This window comes from Pontixanthobacter luteolus (genome assembly GCF_947494915.1).
Lineage (GTDB): Bacteria > Pseudomonadota > Alphaproteobacteria > Sphingomonadales > Sphingomonadaceae > Pontixanthobacter > Pontixanthobacter luteolus.
On sequence record NZ_CANLWR010000002.1, the window covers coordinates 507,380 to 532,213 of the forward strand.

Below are 24,834 nucleotides of genomic sequence, written 5' to 3' on the forward strand. Positions count from 1 at the left end.
CGGCTCTCTATTATCTGGGTTTGGCAAGCCACCGCGCAAGGGTTAAGCCCATTTCGAAAAATTCCAAGGAGTCATTCATGAGCGAGACCGTTTCAATTACCACCCTTTCGGGCGACGCCGACTTTTCGGCCTATTTGGCGAAGCCGGCCGGAAAACCGAAAGCAGCGATTCTCGTGATCCAGGAAATCTTCGGTGTGAACGCCGGCATCCGGCGCAAATGCGATAAATGGGCAGAAGAGGGCTACCTGGCGGTTGCACCTGATCTGTTTTTCCGCATGGAACCAAATCTGGAGCTCGACCCCGATATCGAGCCCGAATTCAACAAAGCACTGGAATTGTTCGGTAAATACGACGCAGAGGATGGTGTTCGCGACATTGAGGCGACCATCAAATGGATACGCAAGGAAGCGGGCGTAGAGAAGGTTGGCTGCGTGGGCTACTGCCTCGGCGGTAAACTCGCCTATATGACTGCAACTCGCACCGATGTGGACGCATCCGTTGGCTATTACGGTGTAATGATCGACCAGATGATCGGCGAAGCCAAGGCAATCGCCAATCCGTTGATGCTGCACATCCCGACAGAAGATCACTTTGTCGACAAGACCGCGCAAAAGGCCATGCATGACGGGCTGGACGGCCACGACAAGGTGACTTTGCACGATTACGAAGGGCTCGATCACGGTTTCGCAACCGAACACGGCAAACGGCGCGATGAAGAAGGGGCCCAGTTGGCCGATCGGCGCACTTGGGAATTTTTCGCACTGAATCTGGGATAAGCGCAGATTATGCGAATATTGGCCCCGCGCTATTCGGTACCGCTGATACTGGCAGCCTTGGCGGCCGCAGCATGGCTCGTCCAACCGGCGAGGATACTGCTGTGGCTGCTGGTGCCGCTCCTCTTGATCGCAATGTGGGACTTCTTCCAGAACAAGCACTCGCTGCGCCGGAATTACCCGCTGATCGCCCGTATCCGCTGGATCATGGAAGATTTGCGGCCCTTTGCGCAGGCCTATCTGGTTGAAAGCGACCTCGAAGGGCGCCCCTTTAGCCATCAGGCACGTGCGCTTGTTTATGCAAGGGCCAAGGGCGACCTTGATTCGCACCCTATGGGGACCGAACTCGACGTATATTCCGATGAATATGAATGGCTTAGCCACTCGGTTGTACCCAACGAAAACCAGCCGGAAAACTGGCGCGTTACAGTTGGCAGCCCGGAATGTGCCAACCCCTACTCCTCCTCTCTGCTCAATATTTCCGCGATGAGTTTCGGATCGCTTTCCGCAAGGGCGATTGAGGCGCTTAATCTGGGCGCCAAAATGGGCAATTTCGCGCACAACACCGGCGAAGGCAGTATCAGCCGGTACCACCGCGCGCCCGGCGGCGATCTGATCTGGGAAATCGGCAGCGGGTATTTCGGATGCCGGGCCAAGGATGGCAGCTTCGACCCGGCCCTGTTCGCAGAAAACGCCGCAAGCGATCAGGTGAAAATGATCGAAATCAAGCTCAGCCAGGGCGCAAAGCCAGGCCATGGCGGCGTCTTGCCCGGGCGCAAGGTGACCGAAGAAATAGCCGAGGCCAGAGGCATTCCCGTCGGTGAAGACTGCCTGTCGCCGGCTGCACATTCGACTTTTGAAACACCGATCGAGATGCTCGAATGGATCGCACGGCTGCGCGATCTGAGCGGCGGATTGCCAGTGGGGATCAAACTGTGCGTGGGCCAGCCGCACGAAGTTTTCGCCATTGCCAAGGCGATGCTTGAAACCGAAATCACACCTGACTTCATCACCGTGGACGGGGCCGAAGGCGGAACCGGCGCGGCTCCGCTGGAACTGTCCAATTCAGTCGGGATGCCGCTGCGCGAAGGACTTATTTTCGTTCGCAATGCGCTGGTCGGCACTTTGCAGAAAGACAAGGTGAAGATTGCCGCGTCGGGCAAGATCCACTCGGGCGCACAAATGGCAAAGGCATTTGCGCTGGGCGCTGATTGGTGCAACGCCGCACGTCCGTTCATGTTTTCACTCGGCTGCGTCCAGTCGATGGAATGTCATACGGGCAATTGCCCCACCGGTGTCGCAACCCAGAAAGCATGGCGGCAAAGCGGCCTGATTGTCGAAGACAAGGGGCCAAGGGTGGCCCGTTTCCAGAAACAGACGCTCCATTCACTGCGTGAAATCGTGATCGCTATGGGGCTGGAATCGCCTTGGGAAATCCAGCCCCGCGATATGCGCGAACGGCTCAACGGCGCGCGGTCGAACGCTATCGATGCCATCTACACCTTTGTTGAACCCGGCGAGCTAATCGCCGGTAGCGATAACGCACTGCTGACAGCGCACTGGAAAATGGCGCGGGCAGACAGCTTCAGGAGAGCATTATGAGCGCTGCAGAAAATCTCGATCGCTGGCACAAGATTGCCGAAAACGGCAGCAAGCCAGAGGAGCTCGCCAGCATTCTAGCGCCCGATGCGGTGTTCCATTCGCCGGTGGTCCACACACCGCAAGAAGGGCGCGACAAAGTTGTCGCATACCTCAGCGCTGCCGGACACACCTTTGCCAACACCGGTTTCGAATATGTCCGCGAGATAGCCGATGGCCCGCACGCGGTGCTGGAATTCACTGCCAATCTGGAGGGAATTCACCTCAACGGGATCGATATGATTACCTTCAACGACGATGGCTTGATCACCGATTTCAAGGTGATGGTCAGGCCGCTGAAAGCCGTGAACAAGATCTGGGAAATGATGGCCGCCCAGCTCGAGCGGCAGGGAAACTAGTTTAGCGCGGCAAAGTTCAGGATCGTGCGTCTGAGCTGCGGGTCAAGAGCATCCGGCAATTCTGCCTCCAACGTGCTTTGGCGCGCGTCAACATCATCGACCAAACGGATATGGCGCATTGTCCAGTCAGGGCAGGCGCGTTCTTCGGTGTAGATGTCTTCCAGCTTTGAAACACCGCTGTGCCGCGTGTCGCTGGCGATCCGCCGCATGACCCACATCAGGTCTTCCTGCTCGCCTTCCAGAAGCTGGAGAAAGTTGCGCCCATTATACAGGAGCATTCCGGTCACGCCGCGTTCGGCATTGTTGCGGGAGCATGATGCCAGGATCAAATCGATTTCAGACCGTGAGAGATCCGGTGCGGTACTGATGTAGATATACTGGCGCATGACCCCTCGCTAATCGCCTACCCGAAACAGATTGCGTAGAACCCACCAGTCAGCAATCCGGTGCCCCTATATTGCGCAAATCACCGCCGGGTCAATTGACGCCGGCGGCGATGCGTTCCGGGGCGGCCTGCCGCAGCAGTGTACCGCGCCGCTTACTGGTTCATCGTGTCGAAGAAGTCTTCGTTTGTCTTGGAATCCTTCATCTTGTCGAGCAGGAATTCCATCGCGTCGATCGTGCCCATCTGCATGAGAATACGGCGCAGGACCCACATCTTCGAAAGCTTGTCCTTCTCGACCAGCAGCTCTTCCTTGCGGGTACCGGATTTGCCGACATCCAGCGCCGGGAAGATACGCTTGTCGGCAACCTTACGGTCGAGCACGATTTCGCTGTTGCCGGTGCCCTTGAACTCTTCGAAGATAACTTCGTCCATGCGGCTGCCGGTATCGATCAGCGCGGTCGCGATGATAGACAGCGATCCGCCTTCCTCGATGTTACGTGCGGCGCCGAAGAAACGCTTCGGACGCTGCAATGCGTTGGCATCGACACCGCCGGTCAAGACCTTGCCAGAGCTTGGAACCACGGTGTTGTAAGCGCGGCCAAGACGGGTGATCGAATCCAGCAGGATCACGACATCGCGCTTGTGTTCGACCAGGCGTTTCGCCTTTTCGATAACCATTTCAGCCACTTGAACATGGCGGGTCGCGGGTTCGTCAAAGGTGGAGGAAATAACCTCGCCCTTCACGCTGCGCTGCATGTCGGTAACTTCTTCCGGGCGTTCATCGACCAGCAGCACCAGCAGGAAAACCTCCGGGTGATTGTCGGTGATGGCCTTGGCGATGTTTTGCAGCAGAACGGTCTTACCGGTCCGCGGCGGCGCCACGATCAGGGCGCGCTGGCCCTTGCCCTGCGGCGAGATGATGTCGATCACCCGCGCGGACTTGTCCTTGACCGTTGGGTCGAGAGTATCGAGCGACAGCTTCTCTTCCGGATAAAGCGGGGTGAGATTGTCGAAATTGGTCCGCATCCGAACCTGGTCGGGATCTTCGAAGTTCACGCTGGTCAGCTTGGTCAGCGCGAAATAGCGTTCGCCCTCTTTCGGCGCGCGGATTTCACCTTCTACCGTATCGCCGGTGCGCAGGCCCATCTTGCGGACCTGATTGGGCGATACGTAAATATCGTCCGGACCGGCGAGGTAATTGGCCTCGGGCGAGCGGAGGAAGCCGAAGCCATCCTGCAGCACTTCGATGGTGCCGATGCCCATGATCTTTTCTTCGTATTCTTCGTCTTCAGCCAGTTCGCGCAGGATGCAGAACATCAGGTCCTGCCGGCGCATGGTCGATGCGCCTTCTACGCCCAGCTCTTCGGCCATGCTGACGAGGTCGGCCGGTGCTTTGAGTTTCAAGTCTTTGAGATGCATTTGTAGTACTTTCATTGCCCGGAAACGGGCGATTTCAATGTGGCCGGCAGGTCAATCTGGGCTTGGAGAAAGCAGACCGGTTCGCTGTTCAGCGATCCTCAGCCGGAATTGAGTTTTCAGTTACGCCCGGTGCCGGACGCCGTCAAATGATTTGCAGCGTGCCGCGGCGCAGATGACCGCAAAATCAGAACGGTTTCACGACCACCAGGATCACGATAATTGCCGCAGCGATACCGGGCACTTCGTTAATCAGGCGCAGCGCCTTGCCTTGCAGCGGGCGTTCTCCGCGGGCGAGCTTCTTCGCATACGCCGACATCCAGCCGTGATAGCCCGACAGCAGCAACACGATCAGCAGTTTCGCGTGGAACCAGCCCTGGGTGTGGGCACCCACAGTGCTCATCAACGCCAGGCCAAGAACCCAGACCACGATGATCGAAGGCAGGAGAATAATCTTGAGCAGCTTTTGCTCACGGTCGATCCACTTCGCTTCCTCGGGCGAGCCGGGGTCTGCCTCTTGGTGATAAACGAAATAACGCGGCAGCATGAACAGCCCCGCCATCCAGAAGATCACGAAAATGATATGACCGGCCTTGAGCCACAGATAAATCATGGCGAGCGTTTCCTGCATGGTTGCGAATTGGGGACGAAGGGCGCGATTGTCACCCCTTCCAGCCTCTGACAGCCGAAATTAACTGCTCGACATGGGCGATTGGCGTGTGCTGGCCAATGCCGTGACCGAGGTTGAAAACATGCGGCCGGTCGCGAAAAGCCTCAAGCACGCGGTGGACTGCATGATCCAGCGCCTCGCCGCCGGAAAGCAGCAGCAAAGGATCAAGATTGCCCTGTACCGGCAGACCTTCGGGCAGGTTCTGCGCGGCCCACACTGGATCGACGGTTTCATCGATACCGGCTGCGGAAACTTTCGTCTCGCGCATGTAGGCGGGCAGTTTTTCGCCGGCACCCTTGGGAAAACCGATGATCGGCAAGTCGGGATAGCGCGCATGCATCGCAGAAACGATTGCGGCGTTCGGTGCAATGACCCAGCGTTCGAATTCAGCCGGAGCAAGGCTGCCCGACCAGCTGTCGAAAATCTGTACCGCTTCCGCCCCGGCAGCGACCTGCCCCGACAGATATTCGACGGTCAGATCGACGATTGCATCGATAATCGCACCGAATGCCGCCGGATCGCGGTAAGCCATGGCGCGCGTTTCATGCTGGTCGCGGCTGCCCTCTCCCGCCACCATGTACGTTGCCACGGTCCACGGAGATCCTGCAAAGCCCAGCAAGGTGGTTTCAGGGCCGAGTCCAGCCTTCACCCTGGACACGGTCTCATAAATCGGATCGAGGCGCTGTGGCACAGCTTCAAGGCTGCTGAGCGCATGATCGACGAGCTTTGGCGAGAGACGAGGTCCTTCGCCGGCAAGAAATTCCAGGTTCTGGCCCATGGCATAGGGAATGATCAGAATATCGGAAAACAGGATCGCACCGTCGAACCCGAACCGCTTGATCGGTTGCAGAGTCACTTCGGTCGCTGCCTCGGCATCATAGACCAGATCGAGGAAACCGCCCTTTTCCGCACGCAGTTCGCGATATTCAGGCAAGTATCTGCCAGCCTGCCGCATGAGCCACATGGGTACTTTGTCAGCGCGCTTTCCGCGCAGGGTTTCGAGGAGAAGACCAGGCATCGAGGGGTCCTAACTAAATAATATTATTTATATATAGAGGATGAAGGAGTCTGTTGGCCCTGTGGAAATCGGGGATAGCGTCTCTCTGCCCGATTTCTCCCGCTTTGAACACCCTTTGGGCCGATGCGAATCTGCAGACTCCCTTGGTCAAGCAAAGCTTATCCACGCTGTCCCCAGCCTGTCGACAAGCTAGCGGACCTGTCCATAAACGGACTCGGTAAGGACTCGCACTGGGCATGGAATCCGGGCCCGAACTTGTCGTCAGCTTTGTCCCGTGTTTTATGCTCAGCATTTTCCACAGACCAAACGGGCCTATTATTCTCTCATGAGCCGCCTCCATCTCCACCTCCTGTCAGACTCCACCGGCGAAACGCTGGAAATGGTTGCGAAGGCCGCGCTGGCCCAGTTCGAAGATGCTGACATCATACGCCATTTCTGGCCGATGGTCCGCTCGAAGCAGCATCTCGACCGGATTGTCCCCGACCTTGCGGCAAATCCCGGCCTGGTGCTGTTCACTCTGGTCAATCCGGAGACGCGCCAAAGACTGGAGGACCATTGCCGCCAACTCAGTCTGCCTGCGGTCCCGGCGCTAGATGCGGTAACCGCTGCGCTGGAAGACCAACTCGGGCAGGAGGCGCATGGACGGCCCGGCAGGCAGCACTTGATGGACGACGCGTATTTCAAACGGGTCGATGCAATCCATTATACGATTGCGCATGATGACGGGGTCGGGTGGGAAAACTGGGAGGAGGCGGATATTGTCCTAGCGGGCGTATCGCGCTCGTCCAAGACCCCGACCAGCATTTATCTCGCCAATCGCGGGTACAAGACAGCCAATATTCCGCTGGTGATCGAAAGCCCGCCGCCGGATGCGCTGTATGGCTTGAAGAGACCCCTTGTGGTGGGCCTGACCACCGCGCCCGAACGGCTGGTGCAGATCCGCCGCAACCGGCTGCTCTCGCTCAACGAACAGGCGGAGACATCCTATATCGATGACGAACGCGTGCGCGAGGAAGTGAAGTTCGCCCGTCGCATGTTCGCCGACAACGGCTGGCCGGTGATCGACGTCACCCGCCGATCGATCGAAGAAACGGCAGCGGCGGTTATCAACCTTGTCGGCGAAAGGGAGCGGCGCGAAATTGCACCTCGGGTCGGGACCAAGCCGATATGATCGTCCTCGCGTCGAAAAGTTTCTCTCGCAAGGCAATGCTGGACGCCGCCGGAGTTGACTATGAAAGCGTCCCGGCCTCGATAGACGAGCGAGCCGCAGAACAATCGATGGCCGGTGCATCACCCGCCGAAATTGCCGCCGGTCTTGCGGTCGCGAAGGCCGAGGCTGTCAGCCCCGCTCATCCGGGAGCCATCGTGCTTGGCAGCGATTCGCTGGTCGTTGCTGGCGGCCAGCGCTTCGACAAGCCATCAGACCGCGACGCGGCCGCCGATCATCTGCGCTTCTTTTCAGGCAAGGAAATGCAATTGCACAGCGGTGCAGCGCTGGTCCGCGATGGAGAAATCCTGTGGCAAGATGCCGCCACAGCGTCACTGCAAGTGCGCGAATTGTCAGCTCAATTTATCGAATCCTATCTCGATGCCGAATGGCCGGCTGTCGCTGGCTGTGTTGGTGTATTCCGGATCGAAGCGATGGGTGTGCAATTGTTCGAAAGCATCACGGGCGATCAGTTCACTGTGCTGGGCATGCCGCTGCTGCCAGTCCTGGGCGCGCTGCGCGATCTGGGCGAGCTGCCGAAGTGACCGCCCCGCGCCCCTATGCGGAGGTGGTCGGCGACCCGATCAAGCAGTCCAAGTCGCCCGCGATACATGGCTTCTGGATCGAGAAGCTTGGCCTCGATGCGGAATACCGCGCGGCACAAGTCACGCCCGAGGGGCTCGCGGATTACCTCGCGAATGCCCGGTCGGATGAAAACTGGGCAGGTTGCAACGTAACCATGCCGCATAAACAGGCGATAATACCTTTGCTGGATAGTCTGGACCCGCTGGCGGAAAAAGTCGGCGCGGTGAATACGGTAGTCCGGCAGCCCGACGGTACGCTCAGGGGTTTCAACACCGACGTCGGCGGATTTCTGGAACCGCTCGCCGGTCTGCTCGATCAGCCCCACCTGTTTCGAATGGCGCGCGTTTTGGGCACTGGCGGTGCCTCGCGCGCGGTCATCACTGCGCTTGATCGGCATAATATTGTATTGGTCCTTGCTGGCAGGAACACTGACAAGGCGGCCGAATTGATCGCGGAACTTACCGGGGCTAGCGATCACCATATCGCTCCGCTCGCGCATTTCGCGGAGCCCACCGATTTCGCCTTCGACGACCGCGAAGGGTGCCTCGATCTTATCGTCAACACCACGCCGCTGGGAATGCGCGGCCAGCCCCCCCTGCCCTTCGATTTCAGCCATGCTCCGCCCGGCAGCGTATGTTATGATATAGTCACCGACCCGCTGGAGACGGAGTTCCTGAAGAACGCCCGCGCGCAGGGTCTGGCAACCATAGATGGGCTTTCCATGCTGATCGGCCAGGCGGCGGAAGCGTTCGAATTGTTCTTCGGCAAAAAACCTCCACGCGGTGACGATGCACAATTGCGTGAAAGGCTGATGCAATGAGCAAACCCGTGATACTCGGCCTCACCGGCTCGATCGGGATGGGCAAATCGACCGTCGCTACGATGTTTGCAGAGGCAGGCGTTCCGGTTTTCGATGCCGATGCCGAAGTGCGAGCGATGCAGGGACCCGGCGGCGAACTGCTCCCGGCGATCGAGGCTGAATTTCCCGGTACGACCGGCGAACGGGGGCTGGACCGCGATGCAGTTGGCAAGCTCGTGTTTGCCCAGCCCGATGCGCTCGCTCGGCTGGAGGCCATCGTCCACCCTGCGGTTGCGCGAAAGCGCGAGGCATTCCTGATAGAACACGCCTCTGCGCCGATGGTGCTGTTCGACATCCCGCTACTGTTCGAAAAAGGGGGGCATACGGCGGTCGACATCATAATAGTGGTGTCTGCCCCGGCAGAAGCGCAGCGCGAACGTGTGCTCCGGCGGCCAGGTATGACCGAAGAAAAATTCGCTCATATCCTGCAATTGCAGGTGCCCGATGCTGAAAAACGCGAGCGCGCGGATCATGTGATCGACACCGGTTCAACGCTGGACGCAACGCGGGCGCAAGTGCTTGAGCTGATCGAGAAGCTCCGCGCCCGGCCCAGCTAAAAATCATCTGTCTGACCCCTTGCGCAATGCGGGGTTGAGGCGCACATTCCAATTAATGCGTGAAATCGTTTTCGACACTGAAACCACCGGCCTAGACCCCTCAACCGGGGACCGGATGGTTGAAATCGGCTGTGTCGAGATGGTCAACCGAGTTGAAACCGGGGCCAGCTATCACTGCTATTACAATCCGGAACGCGATATGCCCGCTGCAGCAGAGGCGGTTCACGGTCTTTCCAGTTCTTTCCTGTCCGACAAGCCGCTGTTCCGTGATGTGGCGCAGGATCTTCTCGACTTTCTGCAGGATTCGCCGCTGGTGGCGCACAATGCCGGGTTCGACTTTGGCTTTCTCAACAACGAGCTCTCGCTGATCGAGCGTGAACCGATCAGCATGGACCGCATGGTTGATACGGTGGCCATCGCTCGCAAGAAGCATCCGGGCGCAAAGAATTCCCTTGATGCGCTGTGTTCGCGTTACGGTGTCGACCGGAGCCACCGGGTGAAGCATGGCGCGCTTCTCGATGCGGAGCTGCTCGCCCAGGTTTATGTTGAACTGACGGGCGGCCGGCAGATCGGTCTGGAACTCGCCGCTGAAACCGTGATCGTCGAAACAACCGAGACGGCAAGTATCAGCGTTACGACCGGCCCGCGCCGCGAACCGCGCCCGCATAGCGCGACGGCTGAAGAACTGGCGCGTCATCAAGCGTTTATTGAGAATATTAAGTCACCCCTTTGGGGTAAGTAGGTCGGGAACCCTCTTCCCGTCGGGTCCAGTGAATAAGGAGAATAAGACCATGGATATTCGCGTCTCAGGCCATCAGGTGGAAACCGGATCAGCACTCCAGACTCACGTTGCGGACCGACTTAACGGGATCGTCGACAAATATTTCGGCAGTGCGATATCCTCGCACGTCACTTTCGGGAAGGCACCGGCTGGCGCATTTAGCTGCGACATCGTGACCCACGTGATGCACGGGCTGACGGTCAAAGGACATGCGGAGGCGCATGATGCGCATCAGGCGCTGGATCAGGCTGCACAGAAGATCGATAAGCAGGTGCGCCGTTACAAACGCCGGATCAAGGATCGCCACGAACAGGCTGCGCACGCTTCGAAGGAAGAAGAAGCCGCCTACACTATCTTTGCATCAGCACCTGAACCCGAAGAACAGGAAGAAGAAGCGGGCGGCGATTCGCCACTGGTTATCGCTGAAACCAAAGTAGACATTCCCGAAGCCAGCGTAGCCGACGCAGTCATGATGCTGGACCTGCGCGATACCAACGCGATGTTCTTCAAAAATGCTGGAACCGGGCGGCATAATATGGTTTATCGCCGCCGTGACGGGTCGATCGGTTGGGTCGAACCACATTAAGAAGTCCTCCTGACGTCTTTCGTCGAGGCTGGATTACCCGGGTTTTTCAGTAACTTGCGGCTTGTCAATTGCCGCTCAGTACGCATGAACCCAGCCTTCGGATCGTGTTAGACAGAATCAGTTTTGCCAATGGACGCCAATTTCAAACTTCTGCCCGAAGCCGTCGCGGCAATTCGCGCCGGCACCAAGGACGCTATTCTCGCCGCTGCAGCTGATCGCTTTGCTGCCGTGTACGGGGTCGACCGCGACACCGTGCTGGAATCGCTTGAGGAAAGAGAAGCTTTGGGAAGCACCGGGTTCGGGCGCGGCGTGGCGATCCCGCATGCGCGTATCGATACGATCAACCGTCCGGTTGCGGTCCTGCTGCGCCTCGAATCTCCGGTTGACTTCGGTGCGGCGGACGGAATGGATGTGGACCTGGTATTCGGCCTTCTGTCCCCCATCAATGCAGGCGTCAGTCATTTGCACGCGCTGGCGGCTATTTCCCGCATGGTCCGCGATGACGACATGCACCAGGCCCTGAGCGAGGCGCAGGATAGCGAGGCACTCTACGCCTTGCTCACCAACAGTTCGGACCGCGATGTCGCTTGACGGGCAGAACGAAGGCGCGGAGCTGCACCACCGCGCACTGGAACGGCTCTATGCGTCTGCGCCGGTAAACCATCTGTTCGATTCGGCACTGGAAATCACCGGCGAAGGTCGTTCGCGACTGGTGTTCAATGTTACCCCGCAATCCTATCACGCCGCAGGTGCCGCCCACGGGACGATCTATTTCAAGATGCTCGACGACGCGGCATTCTATGCGGCAAATACGCTCGTCACCGACCGTTTTCTCCTGACGACATCGTTCAACCTGCATTTCACCAAGCCTGTTCGAGAGGGCAAGGTCATCGCCGAAGGTCACTGGGTCAGCGGCAAGCGGCGGGTATTCGTGGCCGAATCGCGTCTGATCGATGAAGAAGGCGACGAGATCGGCCGCGGGACCGGCACCTTCATGCGTTCGCACATCTCCCTGTCGGGACTTCCCGGCTACCGGACCGATTGAGCCGGACGATGGATGCTCGTCTGCCTGCCCATCTGGAAGTTTCTGGGTTGATTCGTGCAGTGCAGGCAGCCGGCGGCTTTGCGACTGTCCTTTCCAAAGGCGAGCGGGACGCAGGGACAATCCTGATCGTGACGCTGGAGCGCGGCGGTCCGGCGCGTCTCTATGAGCGGATGCCGCATCTGGACGACACCCGCAGTTTCGAGCTTACCAGAGAGCAAGACCTCGAAAACCCGCATGCTTTCGATGAATATGTGCACCGCAGGGGTGAGCAGGACCCGGATTGCTGGATCGTTGAGCTGGATGTCGCACATCCGGAACGTTTTGCCGCACTGCAACATAAATAGGTTGACATAATTTCAGTTGAAACTATTTGGCACATCGAACTTCCGATGCGCAGGCGGCGGAATGGCATTCGGTCATTCGGTTAGCACGCAGACGGGGGGCGGCCGGCAGGCCCTTTTTCTGGACCCATCCCCTTTTTGATTAATTCTTTCAGGTCCCAGCCTGCGCCAGTGCTCGTCCACCGCACAATGTAGTGAAAACATGGCTCGCAAGACCCATTTTGCCGGTGTCGCAGCAATTGCTGCAACCATGACAGTTACTTTTGCAAGCGCCGAAATCTCCGGCGCGAATGCTCAACAGGGCATCGAATCCGAGATTGAAAATTCACAGTCTCTCGCGGTTACCGAAGAAACGGTGCCCGTGTTTGTAGCGGAAGAAGTGGTTCAGCCGCTGCCCGCCGAGACTGAGACGGAAGAGCAGGCAGACGCCGCCGCTCCATCAGCTTCGTCACTCAAAGAACTCGTCGCCGCAACCGCCACTCAGAGTGAATTGTCGCGCGAAATGCACTGCCTTGCCGGTGCGGTTTATTTCGAATCGCGCGGGGAGCCGCTCGCAGGCCAGTTGGCGGTTGCTCAGGTTATCATAAACCGCACCGATTCCGACGTCTTTCCGTCCAGCTATTGCAGTGTTGTGCACCAGCGTTCGCAGTTCAGCTTCGTCAAAAACGGCCGCATGCCGCGTGTTCGCGAAGGATCCGGCGCATGGAAGCGTGCGAAGGCAATCGCCCGCATCGCGCATGAAGGTTTGTGGGAAAGCGAAGCACGGGACTCGCTCTATTTCCACGCCAATTATGTTCGTCCCAAATGGAGCCGCCAGAAAACGGCACGCGCTACCATCAAGACGCACATTTTCTACCGTTAAGGCGAAACATATCGCCAGACTGCCCGCAGCCGTGAGGCTGGCCGGGTCGCAATCAAGCCCTCTTTCCTTCGGGAAAGGGGGCTTTTTCGTTCTATGCAGAGGTGATTTCGACCCAAACGGGCGTGTGGTCGCTGGCTTTCTCGCGCCCGCGATATTCCTTGTCCACGCCCACAGCGGTCAGCCGGTCGGCCAGCTCCGGGGTGAGCAAAAGGTGGTCGATACGGAACCCGTGATCGCGCTGCCATGCACCCGCCTGATAATCCCAATAGGTCCATACCCCGCCGCGCGGGTTGCGAGTGCCGATTGCATCGGTCCAGCCATCACCGAGAAGCCGATTATAGGCATCGCGCGATTCCGGCTGCATCAGGGCGTCCGATGCCATTGCTTTGGGTGACCAGACGTCCTTGTCTTCCGGGATGACGTTGTAATCGCCCACGACGGCGCAGGGTATCTCCAAATCCCACAGATGCTTCATCCGCGCCCGCAGCCGTTCCATCCACGCCAGTTTATAGTCGAATTTCGGCCCAGGCAGCGGGTTTCCATTGGGCAGATAAATGCAGGCGATACGGACACCGTCCACCTCTGCCTCCAGATACCGCGATTGCTCGTCCTCGGGGTCACCGGGCAGGCCGCGCTGTGTTTCGACCGGCGCGGTGCCGTCAGCGAGTATCGCGACACCGTTGAAGCTTTTCTGGCCGTGCCAGATGCCCTGGTATCCGATCTTCTCAAACTCGGCGATCGGGAAGCCTTCATCTTGGCTCTTGATTTCCTGCAGACACGCCACTTTGGGGCGGGTTTCGTCAAGCCATTCCAGGAGGCGGGGCAGGCGTGCCTTCACCCCGTTGATATTGTATGTTGCGATCCGCATGGCTGCCGCGTCAGATGCCGAAACTGGAACCACAGCCGCACCCGGCCGCCGCGTTGGGGTTTTCGACCCGGAATGCCGCACCGCCCAGCGATTCGACAAAATCAACGACGCTGCCGCTGACGAGATCGAGGCTGATCGGGTCGACTACCAGCTTCACGCCGTCCGTCTCGCTCACCGAATCTTCTCCCTCGGCTGCTTCGGCAAGGTCGAACTTGTACTGGAAGCCGGAACATCCGCCGCCTTCGACAGACAGACGAAGGATTGCCGGTTTGGACTGCTTTTCGGCGATCCATGCCACGCGCTTTGCAGCGGAGGTCGTGAGTTTGAGCGTATCAGCCATGGACCCTATGTAGGTATATTGGGGCAGTGCCTCAAGCGGCGCGGTCACACCGTCTGAATATAGTTGCGCATCGCCTCTGCCTCGTTCTCGACTTCATCGATGCGCGATTTGACCAGATCGCCGATGCTGATGAAGCCGCACATGGCGTTGCCGTCGACCACGGGTAAATGGCGGATGCGGCGGCGCGTCATCAGTGCCAGCGCTTCGATCACCTTGGCCGATTTGTCGACTGTAATGGCCGGCGCGGTCATCACCTCTCCTACCGTCTTGTCGAGACAGGCAGAGCCCTCGTCCGCCATCCGGTAAATCAGGTCCCTTTCGGAAAATATCCCTGCGATCTGGCCGCCCTGCATGACCGGCAGGGCGCCGATCCGCTTGCTCGCCAGCATTGCAACCACATCCTTCACGGGGGTTCCTGCATCGCATGTGATGATATCCGAACCAGCTCTGTCGGCGATAAGCTGTGAAATCTGCATCGGGGCACCTCCTCCTAGAAAGGCACATTGTGCCACGAAGCGGGGGTGATTGCCAAATGCTCCGCGAGCCACCGGTTGCAACACCGGCTTTTGGCGAGCATTAGGGCGTCATGATTCCCAAATCACCTCTCGACGACCCTGAAAACGCCGCCTTTGCATGGGCCCGTTTTCGCCGCCTGATGCGTTTTATGATGCTGGTGACCCTTGGTGTCGTGGGTATTGCCCTGGCGCTCCTGTATGACGGGGAAAGCCCGGCATCGGTGCATTTCTATATCGCAGCTGCACTCGGCATCGGATTCATGATGCTGCTTACATCTGCGCTGATGGGGCTGGTTTTCCTGTCGAGCGGTACCGGGCATGATGAAAGCGTGTCCGATCTGCTGGAAGATGAGGACAAGCGGGACAGGGACTGATCCCTAATCCGCGTCTGATGATGCACCTGTCAGGCGGAATTCCTCAACCACCTCTCCGCCGATCAAGTGCTGCTGGATGATCCGCTCCAGCACAGCCGCGTTGCACGAATGATACCAGACATTTTCCGGCCAGATTACAGCGATCGGCCCGGCAGCGCACACTTGAAGGCAATCGGCCTTGCTGCGCTGCACGCCGCCTGACCCGTCGCTCCGCCTGGGGCCGACCAGGCCGAGTTGCTTGAGGCGTTTCTTGAGATAGTCCCACGCCTCCTTTCCTTCCTTGCGATTGCAGCATTTCTGCTTGTCCGAAACCGAACAGAGGAAAATCTGCCGTTCGACAGATTCGCCGCCGATTTTGGCCAGGGCCTTCTGCGCTTTCTCCAGTTCCGACTTGCGGCTCATTATTCGGCGATCGGTTCGCCGGAAGGTTCGATACCGGCTTCGCCTAGCCACCGGTCCAGCCAGCTGAATACAGTGCCGTGCCACTGGAGCGAGTTCTTCGGCTTCAGCACCCAGTGGTTTTCGTCCGGGAAGACCAGCATCTGCGCCGGAACGCCCTGTTCCTGCAACGCAGTGAAGGACTGCAGACCCTGGGAATAGGGAACGCGGAAATCCTTTTCGCCGGTGATGACCAACATTGGTGTTTTCCAGTTCGCCACGTGGTTCACCGGGTTCCACTTCTCGTAGAGTTCTTTCTGCTCCTGATAGGTGCCGCCGAAATCCCACCGGGGGAACCACAATTCTTCCGTCGAATAGTAGAAGCTGCGCATGTCGAACAGGCCGTCATGTTGCACAAGGCAGTCGAACCGGTCGGGCCATTTGCCGGCGATCCAGTTCATCATGTACCCGCCATAGGATGCCCCCATCGCGCAGGTTTTCGTGCCGTCGATCTGGGCATCAAGTTGGAGCGCGGCGGCGAGACCTTTCTGAAGGTCTTCCAGCGGCTTGCCGCCCCAGTCCTGATTGATCGCATCGGTGAATTCCTGCCCGTATCCGGTGCTGCCGTGGAAATCGACCGAGATCACGGCATAACCCTGACTGGCGAGAACACGCGGGTTCCACCGGCTGGACCAGCCATCGTTGAACGATCCCTGCGGTCCGCCATGGACGTACAGAATGGCCGGGATCGGGCCTTGCTGACCCTCCAGCTTGGTAATCTGTCCCCAGACCGTGTCGCCGTCCGCGCCTTCGAAGTTGAACCGTGTGGTGACAACCGACGCGCGGTTGCCAAGGATGTTCATTCCAACCTTGGTCAGCGGGCGTGCCTGGCCCCAGCCTTCTGACAGAAACAATTCGCGCGGTCCGCCGATGGAATCGCGAGTGAAAAGCAGGCGATCGCCGTCAAGCGGAGTAACCGCGCCGATATGGGCCTCGTTTCCGGCCATCAGGTCGAGACGCTCCACGGTGCCTGTTTGCGGATCGATTTTGAACGCTGGTGTATCCAGCACGTCCTGAGCGGTGGAGACAATCCAGCGTGAATCGGGCGTCCAGGCGATCGAGCCGAATGAACGGTCAAATCCCTCTGTCAGAACGCGGGTGTCCCCGCTCTCCAGGTCACGAAGGTGGATCACGAGCCGGTCTGCCTCGTAGTCGACCCGTTCCATGGCGAGGTAGGCTAGCCATTTGCCGTCGGGCGATGGCACCGGCAGCGTATCCACCGCACGGTTGTTGGCGGTCCAGTTCTGCGGCGCTGCGCCGGTAAGGTCGGACCAGAAGATGTCAGTATTGGTCGTGGTGGGTTCCGCAGCATCCGCTTTCCGTGCAACGAACCAAACGCCGGAAGAATCGGCGGCCCAGGCAATTTCTTCACCGCCGCCGAATGGCTTCGTCGGGGTATCGCCGGTCAGGGCGCCATCATCGTCCCCGCCATCCAGAGCGACACCGTCGCCTACAGCCTCGCCGTTCTCCAATCCGAATACGAAGACGCGACTGTGGGTACCTGGTGTTTCCCACTGATCCCAGTGACGGAAGAAACCGTCTTCTGCATCGTAAAGCCGCCCGCTGCCCGGCCCGGTGAGGTGTGCCTCGCCATCGCCTTCGCAGCCGAATGCTTCGCAGTCACGCGCGATTTCCGCCCATACTGCGATCTTTTCGCCATCGGGAGAGAGGTGAAAACCGTCTATGCCGTTGTGCAGATCGGCCACCAGACTCGGCGCACTCACCTCTCCGCTGGCGGTCACCAGCAAGCGGTAGACCCGCGAATAGGCTTCGGCTTTGTCGGCGCCGCTGCTTTCTTCGCTGTCGCTGGCGAGAGCTCGATCGGACAGAAAATACAGGTTACCATCACTGCCGAACTGGAGATTGAACACGCTTTCGCCCAGATCGATTTCAACCGGATCGACTTGCGGTGCCGCCAGATCCTGGAGGAAATACCGGGTGCTGCGCTCGTAACTTTCAGGATCGGTTTCTGTGACCGAATACAGTCCGGTGCGCCCGTCGTTTGCCACCATTGGATCGCCAAGCCGCGGCATTACCACCAGGTCTTGTGCTGACATGGGCGGCCGCTCAGCGGCGGCTGGCTGGGAATGATGGTCTGCCAGCGCGGGCGCGGCAGCGACCATGGCGGCGAGAGAAACGGTGAAAGCAGCGATGCGCCCGGTTTTTGTAATCATGCGGGCGAGAAGTAAACGCTCGTCCGCGCGGTGCAAGTGCAATCGTCGAAGGGATCAGCCCTTCTTGCCGGCAATCCGTGAAATCTCGGCTTTGACCATTTTTTCGACCATGTCCGGCAGGTTGGCATCGAGCCATTCGGCGAGCATCGGGCGGAGCAGGTCGCGCACCATGCCTTCAAGCGAAGTTTCGCCTGTGCGCACTATTTGCGGAGGGACACCGGGCTTTGCCAGCATCGCCAGCGCAGCGAGATTTTCGCGCATGGTATCACGCGCAGTATCGGTCATCAGGGGCGATTCATCCGAATCGCAGTCTTCCGAATCATCTCCATCCAGATCATCGACGCCCGAATCGGCTGCGCTAAAGGTTTCAACCATGTGTTCGGTCGCAAGCTCGAGCACTTCGTCGGCTTCTTCGCGATCCGCTGGTTCCGGTGCCTCTTCTGCGACGCCGGCGGTTTCACGCTTCCGGCGCTCGATAACGGCGCTGGTGCGATTGTCGCGAGCGATGACTTTTTTGATCGATTCGAGGATTTCCTCGACCGATGCTTCGCCTTCCTGACGCATGAGAACTAGACCCCCGATTCGCCCAGCTTAGTTGCCAGGCTGTGATTCAACGGTCTGAATTTCTGCGTTGGACGCTGGAATGTCAACGGTTCTTGTAGAAACCGCGACTGGTTCTGGATCGCTGTCCCAGTCCCAGATACGGCCTTTCACCCGCTCGTAATTGAGCGTTGGGTCGTAAAGCAGCCCCTCATCCTCAAGGCCCAGGTCACGCGCTTCCGCCTTGCCCATAGCAGCCAGCAGAGTGAACCCTGCAACATAGGCGTTGCGCCGTGCAGTCACGAGCTGGACGCGGGCAGAGAGGAGTTCCTGTTCGGCATTCAGCACATCGAGGATCGTCCGGTTGCCGATCGAGTTTTCTGCCCGCACGCCCTCAAGGCTGAGTTCAGCGGCAGAAACTGCAGACAGCGATGATTCGATGATCGCATTGGCCGCTTGCCAGCTGGAATAGGAGGCGCGGACCTGCGCGATAACATCGCGCTCAGCTTCGATCACCTGTTCCAGTGCAGCGGTCGAACGGGCCTGAGCCTGCCGCTTCAGCGCCGCAGGACGGCCGCCCTGAAATATTGGAATGCTGATCTGCACACCGGCATTGGCTGTGGTTTCAGTCTGCGCGAACTGTGCCGAAGTGGGGCCGCCAAGTGTCCCGTAAAAATCCGAATAGTCACCGCCCGCGAACAGCGAAACGGTAGGCATACGGCTCGCTCCGGCGGCTTTCGCATCGAAACGTGCGGCGTCGGCGCGTTCCTTCGCTGCGATCAGATCAGGGTTGTTTTCCAGCGCGATATCGATGGCGGCTGCGACATTGTCGGGCAAGCCGGGGAGGGGCGGCGGGGGCTGGAGATTGTCGGGCGCTTCACCGACCAGCTGAATGTAATTTTCGCGCGCCAGTATCAGGTTGGCCTGCGCCGAACGCAGATCGCTTTGCGCAACGGCCAGGCGCGATTGTGACTGGGCGATATCGGTGCGCGTAAGGTCGCCGATTTCGAAACGGTCCTCGGTCGCCTGCAAATTGACCGAGAGTACCTCGACTTGGTTGGTCGACAGCCCGACAATGGCTTCATTGCGGATCACGTCCATATACGCGGCAACCACAAAGCTGAAAATCGCGGATTCGGTGCCGCGCAAATTGGCCTGACCAGCGGTGACCCGCTGTTTCGCAGCGCGGACCGCGTTTTTCACCGCCCCGCCCGAATAGATCGGAACTCCCAGATCGACGCCGACGCTCAGGTTTCTCTCAGGTGCGGTAAAGCTGTTGGCTGACCGCTTCAGGAATTCGATGTGCGTGGCTGTGGCGCTGACGCCGGGCAGGCCGCTGGCACGCTGGATCGGCACGTTTTCATCTGTGGCGCGCTGGTTCGCCCGCGCGGCCTGTAGAGTAGGATTCGTCTGGTAGGCACCGACCAGCGCTTCGCGCAGGGTATCCGCCTGCGCCGGCGACGCAATTGCAGCAGCCCCGGCAAGCATGGCGAGCCGGAACATCCGTTTTTGCGGCGCCCGTGATTGCATTGTCAGAAACTCCAGCTGGTCGGCTTGTCGAATTCGGAAAGGCGCGGAATGCCGATTTCGATCAGCGGCAACAGCGCAACTTCGCTGGTGGCCTTGCGGCCGACTGCAAGCCGCGTAACGCCATCCTTGGCAAGGCCGGTGACGATGCGGCCGTCATCCGCGATACGCTTGGCAAGTCCGGCGGGCACATGCTCGATCGCGCCATCGACCAGAACCAGCGAATATGTCTTGCGCGAACCGGTCTTGCTCGCTGCATCTTCCGGCGTGATCACTTCGGTCGAAGCGACGAGCGGGCGGATCAATTCGGGCAGATAACCGCTGCCGCTGTCGACCACCAGAACGGTGTCCGTGATTTTCGGCTGCGCTTCGGCCAGGACCATTCCGTAGAACAGCGGGGCAGCAATCTTGCGCCCGTTTTCGAGCGTGATCGCCCGATCAATATAGGCGGTACCGCGAGCGGATGCCGGAACAAATTGTTCGCGCGCAACCGAATTCATGCGTTCCAGCACGAACGGATCATTCACGCCGCTGGTGCGCAGCTGGCTGTCGATCATGGCCCGGCGGGCTGCAGTGAAGTCCATGCTGTCGCTGCGTGTCTTGGTCAGTGTCATATCGTCGTCTTTACTTTGAACCTTGCGGGGATCTCGATAGCTGTATTGCACTAATAACACAGCTGGTCAATTCAAGCTTTAGGCGTATCGCTGCCCCCGACCAAGTCCTTATTGGCTAACTGCTTTGACGCTAGATGGTGCGCGGGCCTATGGGAGCCGCAATCGACCGGCAGGAGTATCGAATCGATGAGTGACATGGTGACAATCCGCGAAGAAGACCTGATTGAAAGCGTCGCCGACGCCCTTCAGTACATTTCCTATTACCACCCGATGGACTACATCCGGGCGCTGGGGGATGCCTATAAAGCGGAACAGGGACCGGCCGCGAAAGACGCGATTGCCCAGATCCTCACCAACAGCCGAATGTGTGCAGAAGGGCACAGGCCGATCTGCCAGGACACCGGCATCGTCAACGTGTTCGTCAAATGGGGCCAGGAATGCCGACTCGATTCGACCCGCAGCCTGCAAGACGTGGTCGATGACGGGGTGCGCGAGGCCTATACCCATCCCGAAAACAAGCTGCGCGCCTCGATCCTTGCCGATCCTGCCTTCACCCGGCGCAACACGCGCGACAACACGCCATGCGTCCTTTCGGTGGAGATGGTACCCGGCAACACGGTGGAAATCGACGTCGCGGCCAAGGGCGGCGGCAGCGAAAACAAGTCCAAGTTCAAGATGATGAACCCGTCAGACAACATCGTCGATTGGGTCATCGAACAGATACCCAGCATGGGGGCAGGGTGGTGCCCGCCGGGGATGCTCGGCATCGGTATCGGGGGCACCGCCGAACACTGCATGAAGCTCGCCAAACAAAGCCTGATGGACCCGATCGACATGGCCCAGCTGAAACAGCGCGGCGCCAAGACCGATATCGAACAGCTGCGGATCGACATATATGATGCCGTCAACGCGCAAGGCGTGGGCGCGCAGGGCCTAGGCGGCCTGTCGACCGTGCTCGACGTGAAGATTTACGACGCGCCCTGCCATGCCGCTGGCAAGCCGGTGGCCATGATCCCCAATTGCGCAGCCACGCGCCATGCACATTTCACGCTGGACGGATCGGGTCCGACCTACCTCGAACAGCCGAAGCTGGATGAATGGCCGGACGTGAACTGGCAGCCGGATTCACAGGCAAAGCGCGTGAATCTGGACACGCTGACAGCGCAGGAAGTTGCCGGTTGGGAACATGGCGACCGGTTGCTGCTGTCGGGCAAGATGCTGACCGGCCGCGATGCCGCGCACAAACGGATTCAGGACATGCTGGCCAAGGGCGAGGAACTGCCGGTCGATTTCCGCGGGCGCGCGATCTATTATGTTGGTCCGGTCGATCCGGTGATGGGCGAAGCTGTTGGGCCAGCGGGCCCGACCACCGCGACACGGATGGACAAGTTTACCGAGATGATGCTCGATCAGGGTCTGCTCGCCATGATTGGCAAGGCTGAACGCGGCGCGGATGCCGTGGACGTGATCAGCCGGTTCAAGGTTGCCTACCTGATGGCGACAGGCGGCGCTGCTTATCTGGTCAGCCGCGCAATCAAGGAAGCCAAGGTCGTCGGCTTCGAAGACCTAGGCATGGAAGCCATCTACGAGTTCACAGTCGAGAACATGCCGGTCACGGTCGCTGTCGATAGTCAGGGCAACAATGTGCACACGCTTGCGCCGGCACGCTGGAAAGAGAAGATCGCCAAGGAAGGGCTGCTGACCTGACTTGAGTGGATGCGCACGCGCCGAACTGCAATGATCCTCGACGAAAGGCGCCCCTTTCTCGACGACGGCGCTGGCTCCTTTTGCCTGCGGCGCGCTAAAGCACAGTCATAGTCATGGCCACGTATTCAACCTCCAAGACGCCAGCGCGCGTCCCGTTCAAGACCGTCCTGATTTCGATGGTGGTCCTTTGGGCAGCCTATTTCCTGCTCACGACGCTGCGCGGCACAATCGTCGGGATAGACTTCCAGTATGAAACGCTGGGCCGCCGCGGGATCGTGACGATCGCGGGCCTGGGCATCACGTTTGTGCTGTGGCTGTTCCTGCGATTGTTCGACGCGCGCGCACTGTGGATGAAGATCACTGCGGCGCTGATCCTGTCGCTCCCCGCCTCGATCCTTATCGCGCAGGTGAACCAGTCCGCCTTCGCCCCGCTGCAGGAACAGATGGCCAAGAAAATGGCCGAGGAACGCGGGGTCGGGATACGCCGTGACGAGGCTGGCAATATCTTCATCGAAGTCCCTCAGGACCGCGATGCAGCCGATTCCATAGAAGAAAATTTGCCCGCGCAGGAGGTGCTGATAGCCAAAGCGCCGGTTGGATGGGAACGCTGGCGTATGATCGTCGACATCGCCATCGGGCGGTATTTCCTGCTGCTGGCATGGTCGTCGATCTATTTTGCGATGCTGGCCGTAGCCCAGACGAAAGTTGCCGAGCGGCGCGAGGCGGAATTCAGACGGCAGGCGAAAGAAGCGGAGCTGCGTTCGCTGCGCTACCAGGTGAACCCGCATTTCCTTTTCAACGCGCTAAATTCGCTCAGCGCGCTGGTCATGACCGGCAAGGCTGACCGGGCCGAGGAAATGATCCAGACCCTGTCGAATTTCTATCGCCACAGCCTGGCTGACGAGACCACGTCGGATGTCGATCTGGCTGACGAGTTCGCCTTGCAGCAGCATTACCTGGAGATCGAGGCTATTCGCTTCCCCGATCGCCTGATCACGCAAATCGACTTGCCCGATGAACTCACCAAGGCGCGCGTTCCAGGCATGATCCTGCAGCCGCTGATCGAAAACTCGGTCAAATATGCTGTCGCTCCGCTAACCCGTCCGGTGACCATTCGCGTCGCTGCGCGCGAAGATTTTGGCCGCTTGGCGATCACCGTCAGCGATGATGGTCCCGGCGCGAATGACATTGCGGAACAGGGCTTTGGCATCGGCCTCGCCAATGTTCGCGACCGTCTGAAGGCGCGGTTCGGCAATGAAGCGACCATAACCGCCGGGCCGACCGAAGATGGCTATTGTACTGAAATCCGCGTCCCCCTGAGGCTGAGCGCATGACCGACAAGCAGACCGACACCGCATTACGCACACTGATCGTTGATGACGAACCGCTGGCGGTCGAACGGATGCAGGTGATTTGCGCGAAGCTGAAGGATCTGGCGGTGGTCGGCACCGCAAATGACGGATCGGCTGCGCTTCGCCTGATCGAAGCGCTGAAGCCCGATCTGGTACTCCTCGACATGACGATGCCGGAGATAGACGGGCTGTCGGTTGCCCGGAAACTGGCTGAGCAGGACGCGCGGCCAGCGGTAATCTTTGTGACCGCACATGATCATTTTGCAGTCGAGGCGTTTGATCTTGATGCAGTCGATTACGTTCTCAAGCCCGTTGCGACTGATCGTCTCGAACGGGCTATCGACCGCGCGATGACACGCCGCGGCGAAAGCGACGCGAAAGGCAGCGAGTGGCTGGAGGAGTTGTGGGTTCCGCATCGCAGCGAATTGCTGCGTATCGAGGTGTCCCAGGTCAGCCAGATCGATGCAGAGCGGGACTATGTCCGGCTGCATGTGGGTGACCGCACCTACCTGTTACTGCAGACCATTGCCGGCCTGGAGAAAAGGTTGGATCCGGCAGAATTCATCCGGATTCACCGTTCCACGATCCTGCGCAAGGATGCCATTCGAGGGCTGCGCCATGACGGGCTGGGCGTGTGGTCGGTAGAGCTTGAAGATGGGGAGGCGCTGCGTATCGGAAGAACGTACCTGCCCAAGGTCAAGGCGATGGCTGGCCGCTGATCGGCCTCACCGAAGAACAGCTGTCCGGTTTCAAACCACCGCTTTCAGAGTAACAGCTTTCCCAAGAATCGTGTCCGCAGAAATGCGCCAGAACTTGGCTAATCCCTCGCATAAAAGAAGGCCCGAGCCGGGGGACTGGACCGGCCCGGGCCCGAGCCCCGCACCGTATCAGGGCTGTGCGGGGCTGGCTCAGCTGATGGGATAGTTCAGCCGCCGAGCCGCTTGTCATCGACGATTGCGGCGACCTGGCTGTTGGCGCCGGCCTTCGCCTTGGCGAGGCAGCTGCGCATGGACGGCGTTACGAACCGGCTGCCGGAGCGAAGTTCGTTATAGCCGCAGACGCGTTTGGCAGCGCGGTCGACACGGCGGTCGAGGGTCTGCTGGCCTTCGATTGTCGTCAGGTTGAGGTCATGGTGGTTGACCTGGATTTCTTCTGCAAACGCAGGGGCGGCTGCGGCCATGGTGGTGATTGCGGCAAGGGCAATAAGGGGGCGTTTCATAATATTTCCTCCGTTGCGGGCCTTCCGAAAAAGGGGGGTGAAAGGCACTTCGCAATTGTAGGAATAGGCCAGACTTTCGCCCGG

The 24,834-nt window shown here is 59.3% G+C and carries 30 protein-coding genes; 17 read left to right on the plus strand and 13 right to left on the minus strand.

Features of this window, described 5'->3' with window-relative positions; genetic code table 11:
- Window positions 1–77 precede the first annotated feature (77 nt).
- Genes PO778_RS11305 through PO778_RS11315 form a run of 3 tightly spaced genes read left to right on the plus strand, consistent with a single transcriptional unit; the run spans window position 78 to window position 2,770 of the window.
- Entirely contained in the window at window positions 78–776 is a 699-nt protein-coding gene (locus PO778_RS11305; RefSeq protein ID WP_271439698.1) for a dienelactone hydrolase family protein, read from the plus strand.
- A gap of 9 nt (window positions 777–785) precedes the next feature.
- Window positions 786–2,375 (plus strand): FMN-binding glutamate synthase family protein, encoded by a 1,590-nt coding sequence (locus PO778_RS11310; protein WP_160731133.1) that lies wholly within the window; start codon window positions 786–788, stop codon window positions 2,373–2,375.
- Window positions 2,372–2,770 carry a nuclear transport factor 2 family protein gene (locus PO778_RS11315; protein ID WP_271439699.1) on the plus strand — a complete coding sequence of 133 codons (399 nt, stop codon included), beginning with the start codon at window positions 2,372–2,374 and terminating at the stop codon, window positions 2,768–2,770. The genes PO778_RS11310 and PO778_RS11315 overlap by 4 nt, the downstream gene beginning before the upstream one ends.
- Here the strand turns inward: PO778_RS11315 and PO778_RS11320 are convergent.
- The 4 genes from PO778_RS11320 to hemE form a co-directional block, all read right to left on the minus strand.
- On the minus strand, window positions 2,767–3,156 hold the full coding sequence (locus tag PO778_RS11320) for a BLUF domain-containing protein (RefSeq protein ID WP_160731131.1): 390 nt from the start codon (window positions 3,154–3,156) through the stop codon (window positions 2,767–2,769). The genes PO778_RS11315 and PO778_RS11320 overlap by 4 nt on opposite strands.
- Before the next feature lie 152 nt (window positions 3,157–3,308).
- Window positions 3,309–4,574, minus strand: coding sequence for a transcription termination factor Rho (gene rho / locus PO778_RS11325; RefSeq protein WP_160731698.1), 1,266 nt, complete (start codon window positions 4,572–4,574; stop codon window positions 3,309–3,311).
- Window positions 4,575–4,758: 184 nt separating this feature from the next.
- Window positions 4,759–5,202, minus strand: coding sequence for a CopD family protein (locus PO778_RS11330; protein ID WP_160731130.1), 444 nt, complete (start codon window positions 5,200–5,202; stop codon window positions 4,759–4,761).
- A gap of 31 nt (window positions 5,203–5,233) precedes the next feature.
- Window positions 5,234–6,259: a uroporphyrinogen decarboxylase gene (gene hemE / locus PO778_RS11335; protein WP_271439700.1), complete on the minus strand. Its 1,026-nt coding sequence runs from the start codon at window positions 6,257–6,259 to the stop codon at window positions 5,234–5,236.
- 325 nt (window positions 6,260–6,584) lie between these two features.
- Here hemE and PO778_RS11340 point away from each other — a divergent pair, with 325 nt between their 5' ends.
- The 10 genes from PO778_RS11340 (at window position 6,585) to PO778_RS11385 (ending at window position 13,082) form a co-directional block, all read left to right on the plus strand.
- Window positions 6,585–7,430, plus strand: a complete 846-nt coding sequence (locus PO778_RS11340) for a pyruvate, water dikinase regulatory protein (protein WP_160731128.1) — start codon at window positions 6,585–6,587, stop codon at window positions 7,428–7,430.
- Window positions 7,427–8,011 (plus strand): Maf family protein, encoded by a 585-nt coding sequence (locus tag PO778_RS11345; protein ID WP_271439701.1) that lies wholly within the window; start codon window positions 7,427–7,429, stop codon window positions 8,009–8,011. The genes PO778_RS11340 and PO778_RS11345 overlap by 4 nt, the downstream gene beginning before the upstream one ends.
- Window positions 8,008–8,871 (plus strand): shikimate dehydrogenase family protein, encoded by an 864-nt coding sequence (locus PO778_RS11350; protein ID WP_271439702.1) that lies wholly within the window; start codon window positions 8,008–8,010, stop codon window positions 8,869–8,871. The genes PO778_RS11345 and PO778_RS11350 overlap by 4 nt, the downstream gene beginning before the upstream one ends.
- Window positions 8,868–9,467, plus strand: a complete 600-nt coding sequence (coaE, locus tag PO778_RS11355; protein WP_271439703.1) for a dephospho-CoA kinase — start codon at window positions 8,868–8,870, stop codon at window positions 9,465–9,467. Before PO778_RS11350 ends, coaE begins: the two co-directional genes overlap by 4 nt.
- Window positions 9,468–9,522: 55 nt before the next feature.
- On the plus strand, window positions 9,523–10,209 hold the full coding sequence (dnaQ, locus tag PO778_RS11360; RefSeq protein WP_438944398.1) for a DNA polymerase III subunit epsilon: 687 nt from the start codon (window positions 9,523–9,525) through the stop codon (window positions 10,207–10,209).
- Window positions 10,210–10,258: 49 nt separating this feature from the next.
- A complete protein-coding gene (gene hpf / locus PO778_RS11365; RefSeq protein ID WP_160731123.1) occupies window positions 10,259–10,834 on the plus strand; it encodes a ribosome hibernation-promoting factor, HPF/YfiA family in 576 nt (191 codons plus the stop codon).
- 129 nt (window positions 10,835–10,963) lie between these two features.
- Complete coding sequence (locus tag PO778_RS11370) at window positions 10,964–11,425, plus strand: PTS sugar transporter subunit IIA (protein ID WP_160731122.1); 462 nt, start codon at window positions 10,964–10,966, stop codon at window positions 11,423–11,425.
- Window positions 11,415–11,879, plus strand: coding sequence for a PaaI family thioesterase (locus tag PO778_RS11375; RefSeq protein ID WP_160731121.1), 465 nt, complete (start codon window positions 11,415–11,417; stop codon window positions 11,877–11,879). The genes PO778_RS11370 and PO778_RS11375 overlap by 11 nt, the downstream gene beginning before the upstream one ends.
- A gap of 8 nt (window positions 11,880–11,887) precedes the next feature.
- Window positions 11,888–12,223, plus strand: coding sequence for a DUF1491 family protein (locus PO778_RS11380; protein WP_160731120.1), 336 nt, complete (start codon window positions 11,888–11,890; stop codon window positions 12,221–12,223).
- Between the two features lie 199 nt (window positions 12,224–12,422).
- Window positions 12,423–13,082: a cell wall hydrolase gene (locus PO778_RS11385; protein ID WP_271439705.1), complete on the plus strand. Its 660-nt coding sequence runs from the start codon at window positions 12,423–12,425 to the stop codon at window positions 13,080–13,082.
- 91 nt (window positions 13,083–13,173) lie between these two features.
- Here the strand turns inward: PO778_RS11385 and xth are convergent, their stop codons facing one another.
- Genes xth through PO778_RS11400 form a run of 3 tightly spaced genes read right to left on the minus strand, consistent with a single transcriptional unit; the run spans window position 13,174 to window position 14,766 of the window.
- Window positions 13,174–13,950, minus strand: a complete 777-nt coding sequence (gene xth, locus PO778_RS11390) for an exodeoxyribonuclease III (RefSeq protein ID WP_271439706.1) — start codon at window positions 13,948–13,950, stop codon at window positions 13,174–13,176.
- A gap of 10 nt (window positions 13,951–13,960) precedes the next feature.
- The gene (erpA, locus tag PO778_RS11395; protein WP_271439707.1) at window positions 13,961–14,290 is read right to left on the minus strand and encodes an iron-sulfur cluster insertion protein ErpA; all 330 of its coding nucleotides are present in this window, start codon (window positions 14,288–14,290) and stop codon (window positions 13,961–13,963) included.
- A 44-nt stretch (window positions 14,291–14,334) separates the two neighbouring features.
- Window positions 14,335–14,766 carry a CBS domain-containing protein gene (locus PO778_RS11400; protein ID WP_271439708.1) on the minus strand — a complete coding sequence of 144 codons (432 nt, stop codon included), beginning with the start codon at window positions 14,764–14,766 and terminating at the stop codon, window positions 14,335–14,337.
- A 110-nt stretch (window positions 14,767–14,876) separates the two neighbouring features.
- Here PO778_RS11400 and PO778_RS11405 point away from each other — a divergent pair, with 110 nt between their 5' ends.
- Window positions 14,877–15,179 (plus strand): hypothetical protein, encoded by a 303-nt coding sequence (locus PO778_RS11405; RefSeq protein WP_160731115.1) that lies wholly within the window; start codon window positions 14,877–14,879, stop codon window positions 15,177–15,179.
- Between the two features lie 3 nt (window positions 15,180–15,182).
- Here PO778_RS11405 and PO778_RS11410 read toward each other — a convergent pair whose 3' ends face one another.
- Genes PO778_RS11410 through PO778_RS11430 form a run of 5 tightly spaced genes read right to left on the minus strand, consistent with a single transcriptional unit; the run spans window position 15,183 to window position 20,472 of the window.
- Entirely contained in the window at window positions 15,183–15,581 is a 399-nt protein-coding gene (locus tag PO778_RS11410) for a (2Fe-2S) ferredoxin domain-containing protein (RefSeq protein WP_271439709.1), read from the minus strand.
- Window positions 15,581–17,791 carry a dipeptidyl-peptidase 5 gene (locus PO778_RS11415; RefSeq protein ID WP_271439710.1) on the minus strand — a complete coding sequence of 737 codons (2,211 nt, stop codon included), beginning with the start codon at window positions 17,789–17,791 and terminating at the stop codon, window positions 15,581–15,583. Before PO778_RS11415 ends, PO778_RS11410 begins: the two co-directional genes overlap by 1 nt.
- Window positions 17,792–17,845: 54 nt before the next feature.
- On the minus strand, window positions 17,846–18,355 hold the full coding sequence (locus PO778_RS11420) for a DUF2497 domain-containing protein (protein WP_271439711.1): 510 nt from the start codon (window positions 18,353–18,355) through the stop codon (window positions 17,846–17,848).
- 27 nt (window positions 18,356–18,382) lie between these two features.
- Complete coding sequence (locus PO778_RS11425) at window positions 18,383–19,861, minus strand: TolC family outer membrane protein (RefSeq protein WP_235903729.1); 1,479 nt, start codon at window positions 19,859–19,861, stop codon at window positions 18,383–18,385.
- 2 nt (window positions 19,862–19,863) lie between these two features.
- Window positions 19,864–20,472 carry a protein-L-isoaspartate O-methyltransferase family protein gene (locus tag PO778_RS11430; protein WP_271439712.1) on the minus strand — a complete coding sequence of 203 codons (609 nt, stop codon included), beginning with the start codon at window positions 20,470–20,472 and terminating at the stop codon, window positions 19,864–19,866.
- Window positions 20,473–20,658: 186 nt separating this feature from the next.
- Between PO778_RS11430 and PO778_RS11435 the strand changes: the two genes are divergently transcribed.
- The 3 genes from PO778_RS11435 to PO778_RS11445 all read left to right on the plus strand — a co-directional run bounded on the left by PO778_RS11435 (window position 20,659) and on the right by PO778_RS11445 (window position 24,250).
- A complete protein-coding gene (locus PO778_RS11435; RefSeq protein ID WP_271439713.1) occupies window positions 20,659–22,179 on the plus strand; it encodes a fumarate hydratase in 1,521 nt (506 codons plus the stop codon).
- Window positions 22,180–22,292: 113 nt separating this feature from the next.
- Complete coding sequence (locus PO778_RS11440; protein WP_271439714.1) at window positions 22,293–23,513, plus strand: sensor histidine kinase; 1,221 nt, start codon at window positions 22,293–22,295, stop codon at window positions 23,511–23,513.
- Entirely contained in the window at window positions 23,510–24,250 is a 741-nt protein-coding gene (locus PO778_RS11445; protein WP_271439715.1) for a LytR/AlgR family response regulator transcription factor, read from the plus strand. The genes PO778_RS11440 and PO778_RS11445 overlap by 4 nt, the downstream gene beginning before the upstream one ends.
- Before the next feature lie 206 nt (window positions 24,251–24,456).
- On the opposite strand, the gene PO778_RS11450 is transcribed toward PO778_RS11445, so the two are convergent.
- The gene (locus PO778_RS11450; RefSeq protein WP_160731109.1) at window positions 24,457–24,750 is read right to left on the minus strand and encodes a UrcA family protein; all 294 of its coding nucleotides are present in this window, start codon (window positions 24,748–24,750) and stop codon (window positions 24,457–24,459) included.
- Window positions 24,751–24,834 lie beyond the last annotated feature (84 nt).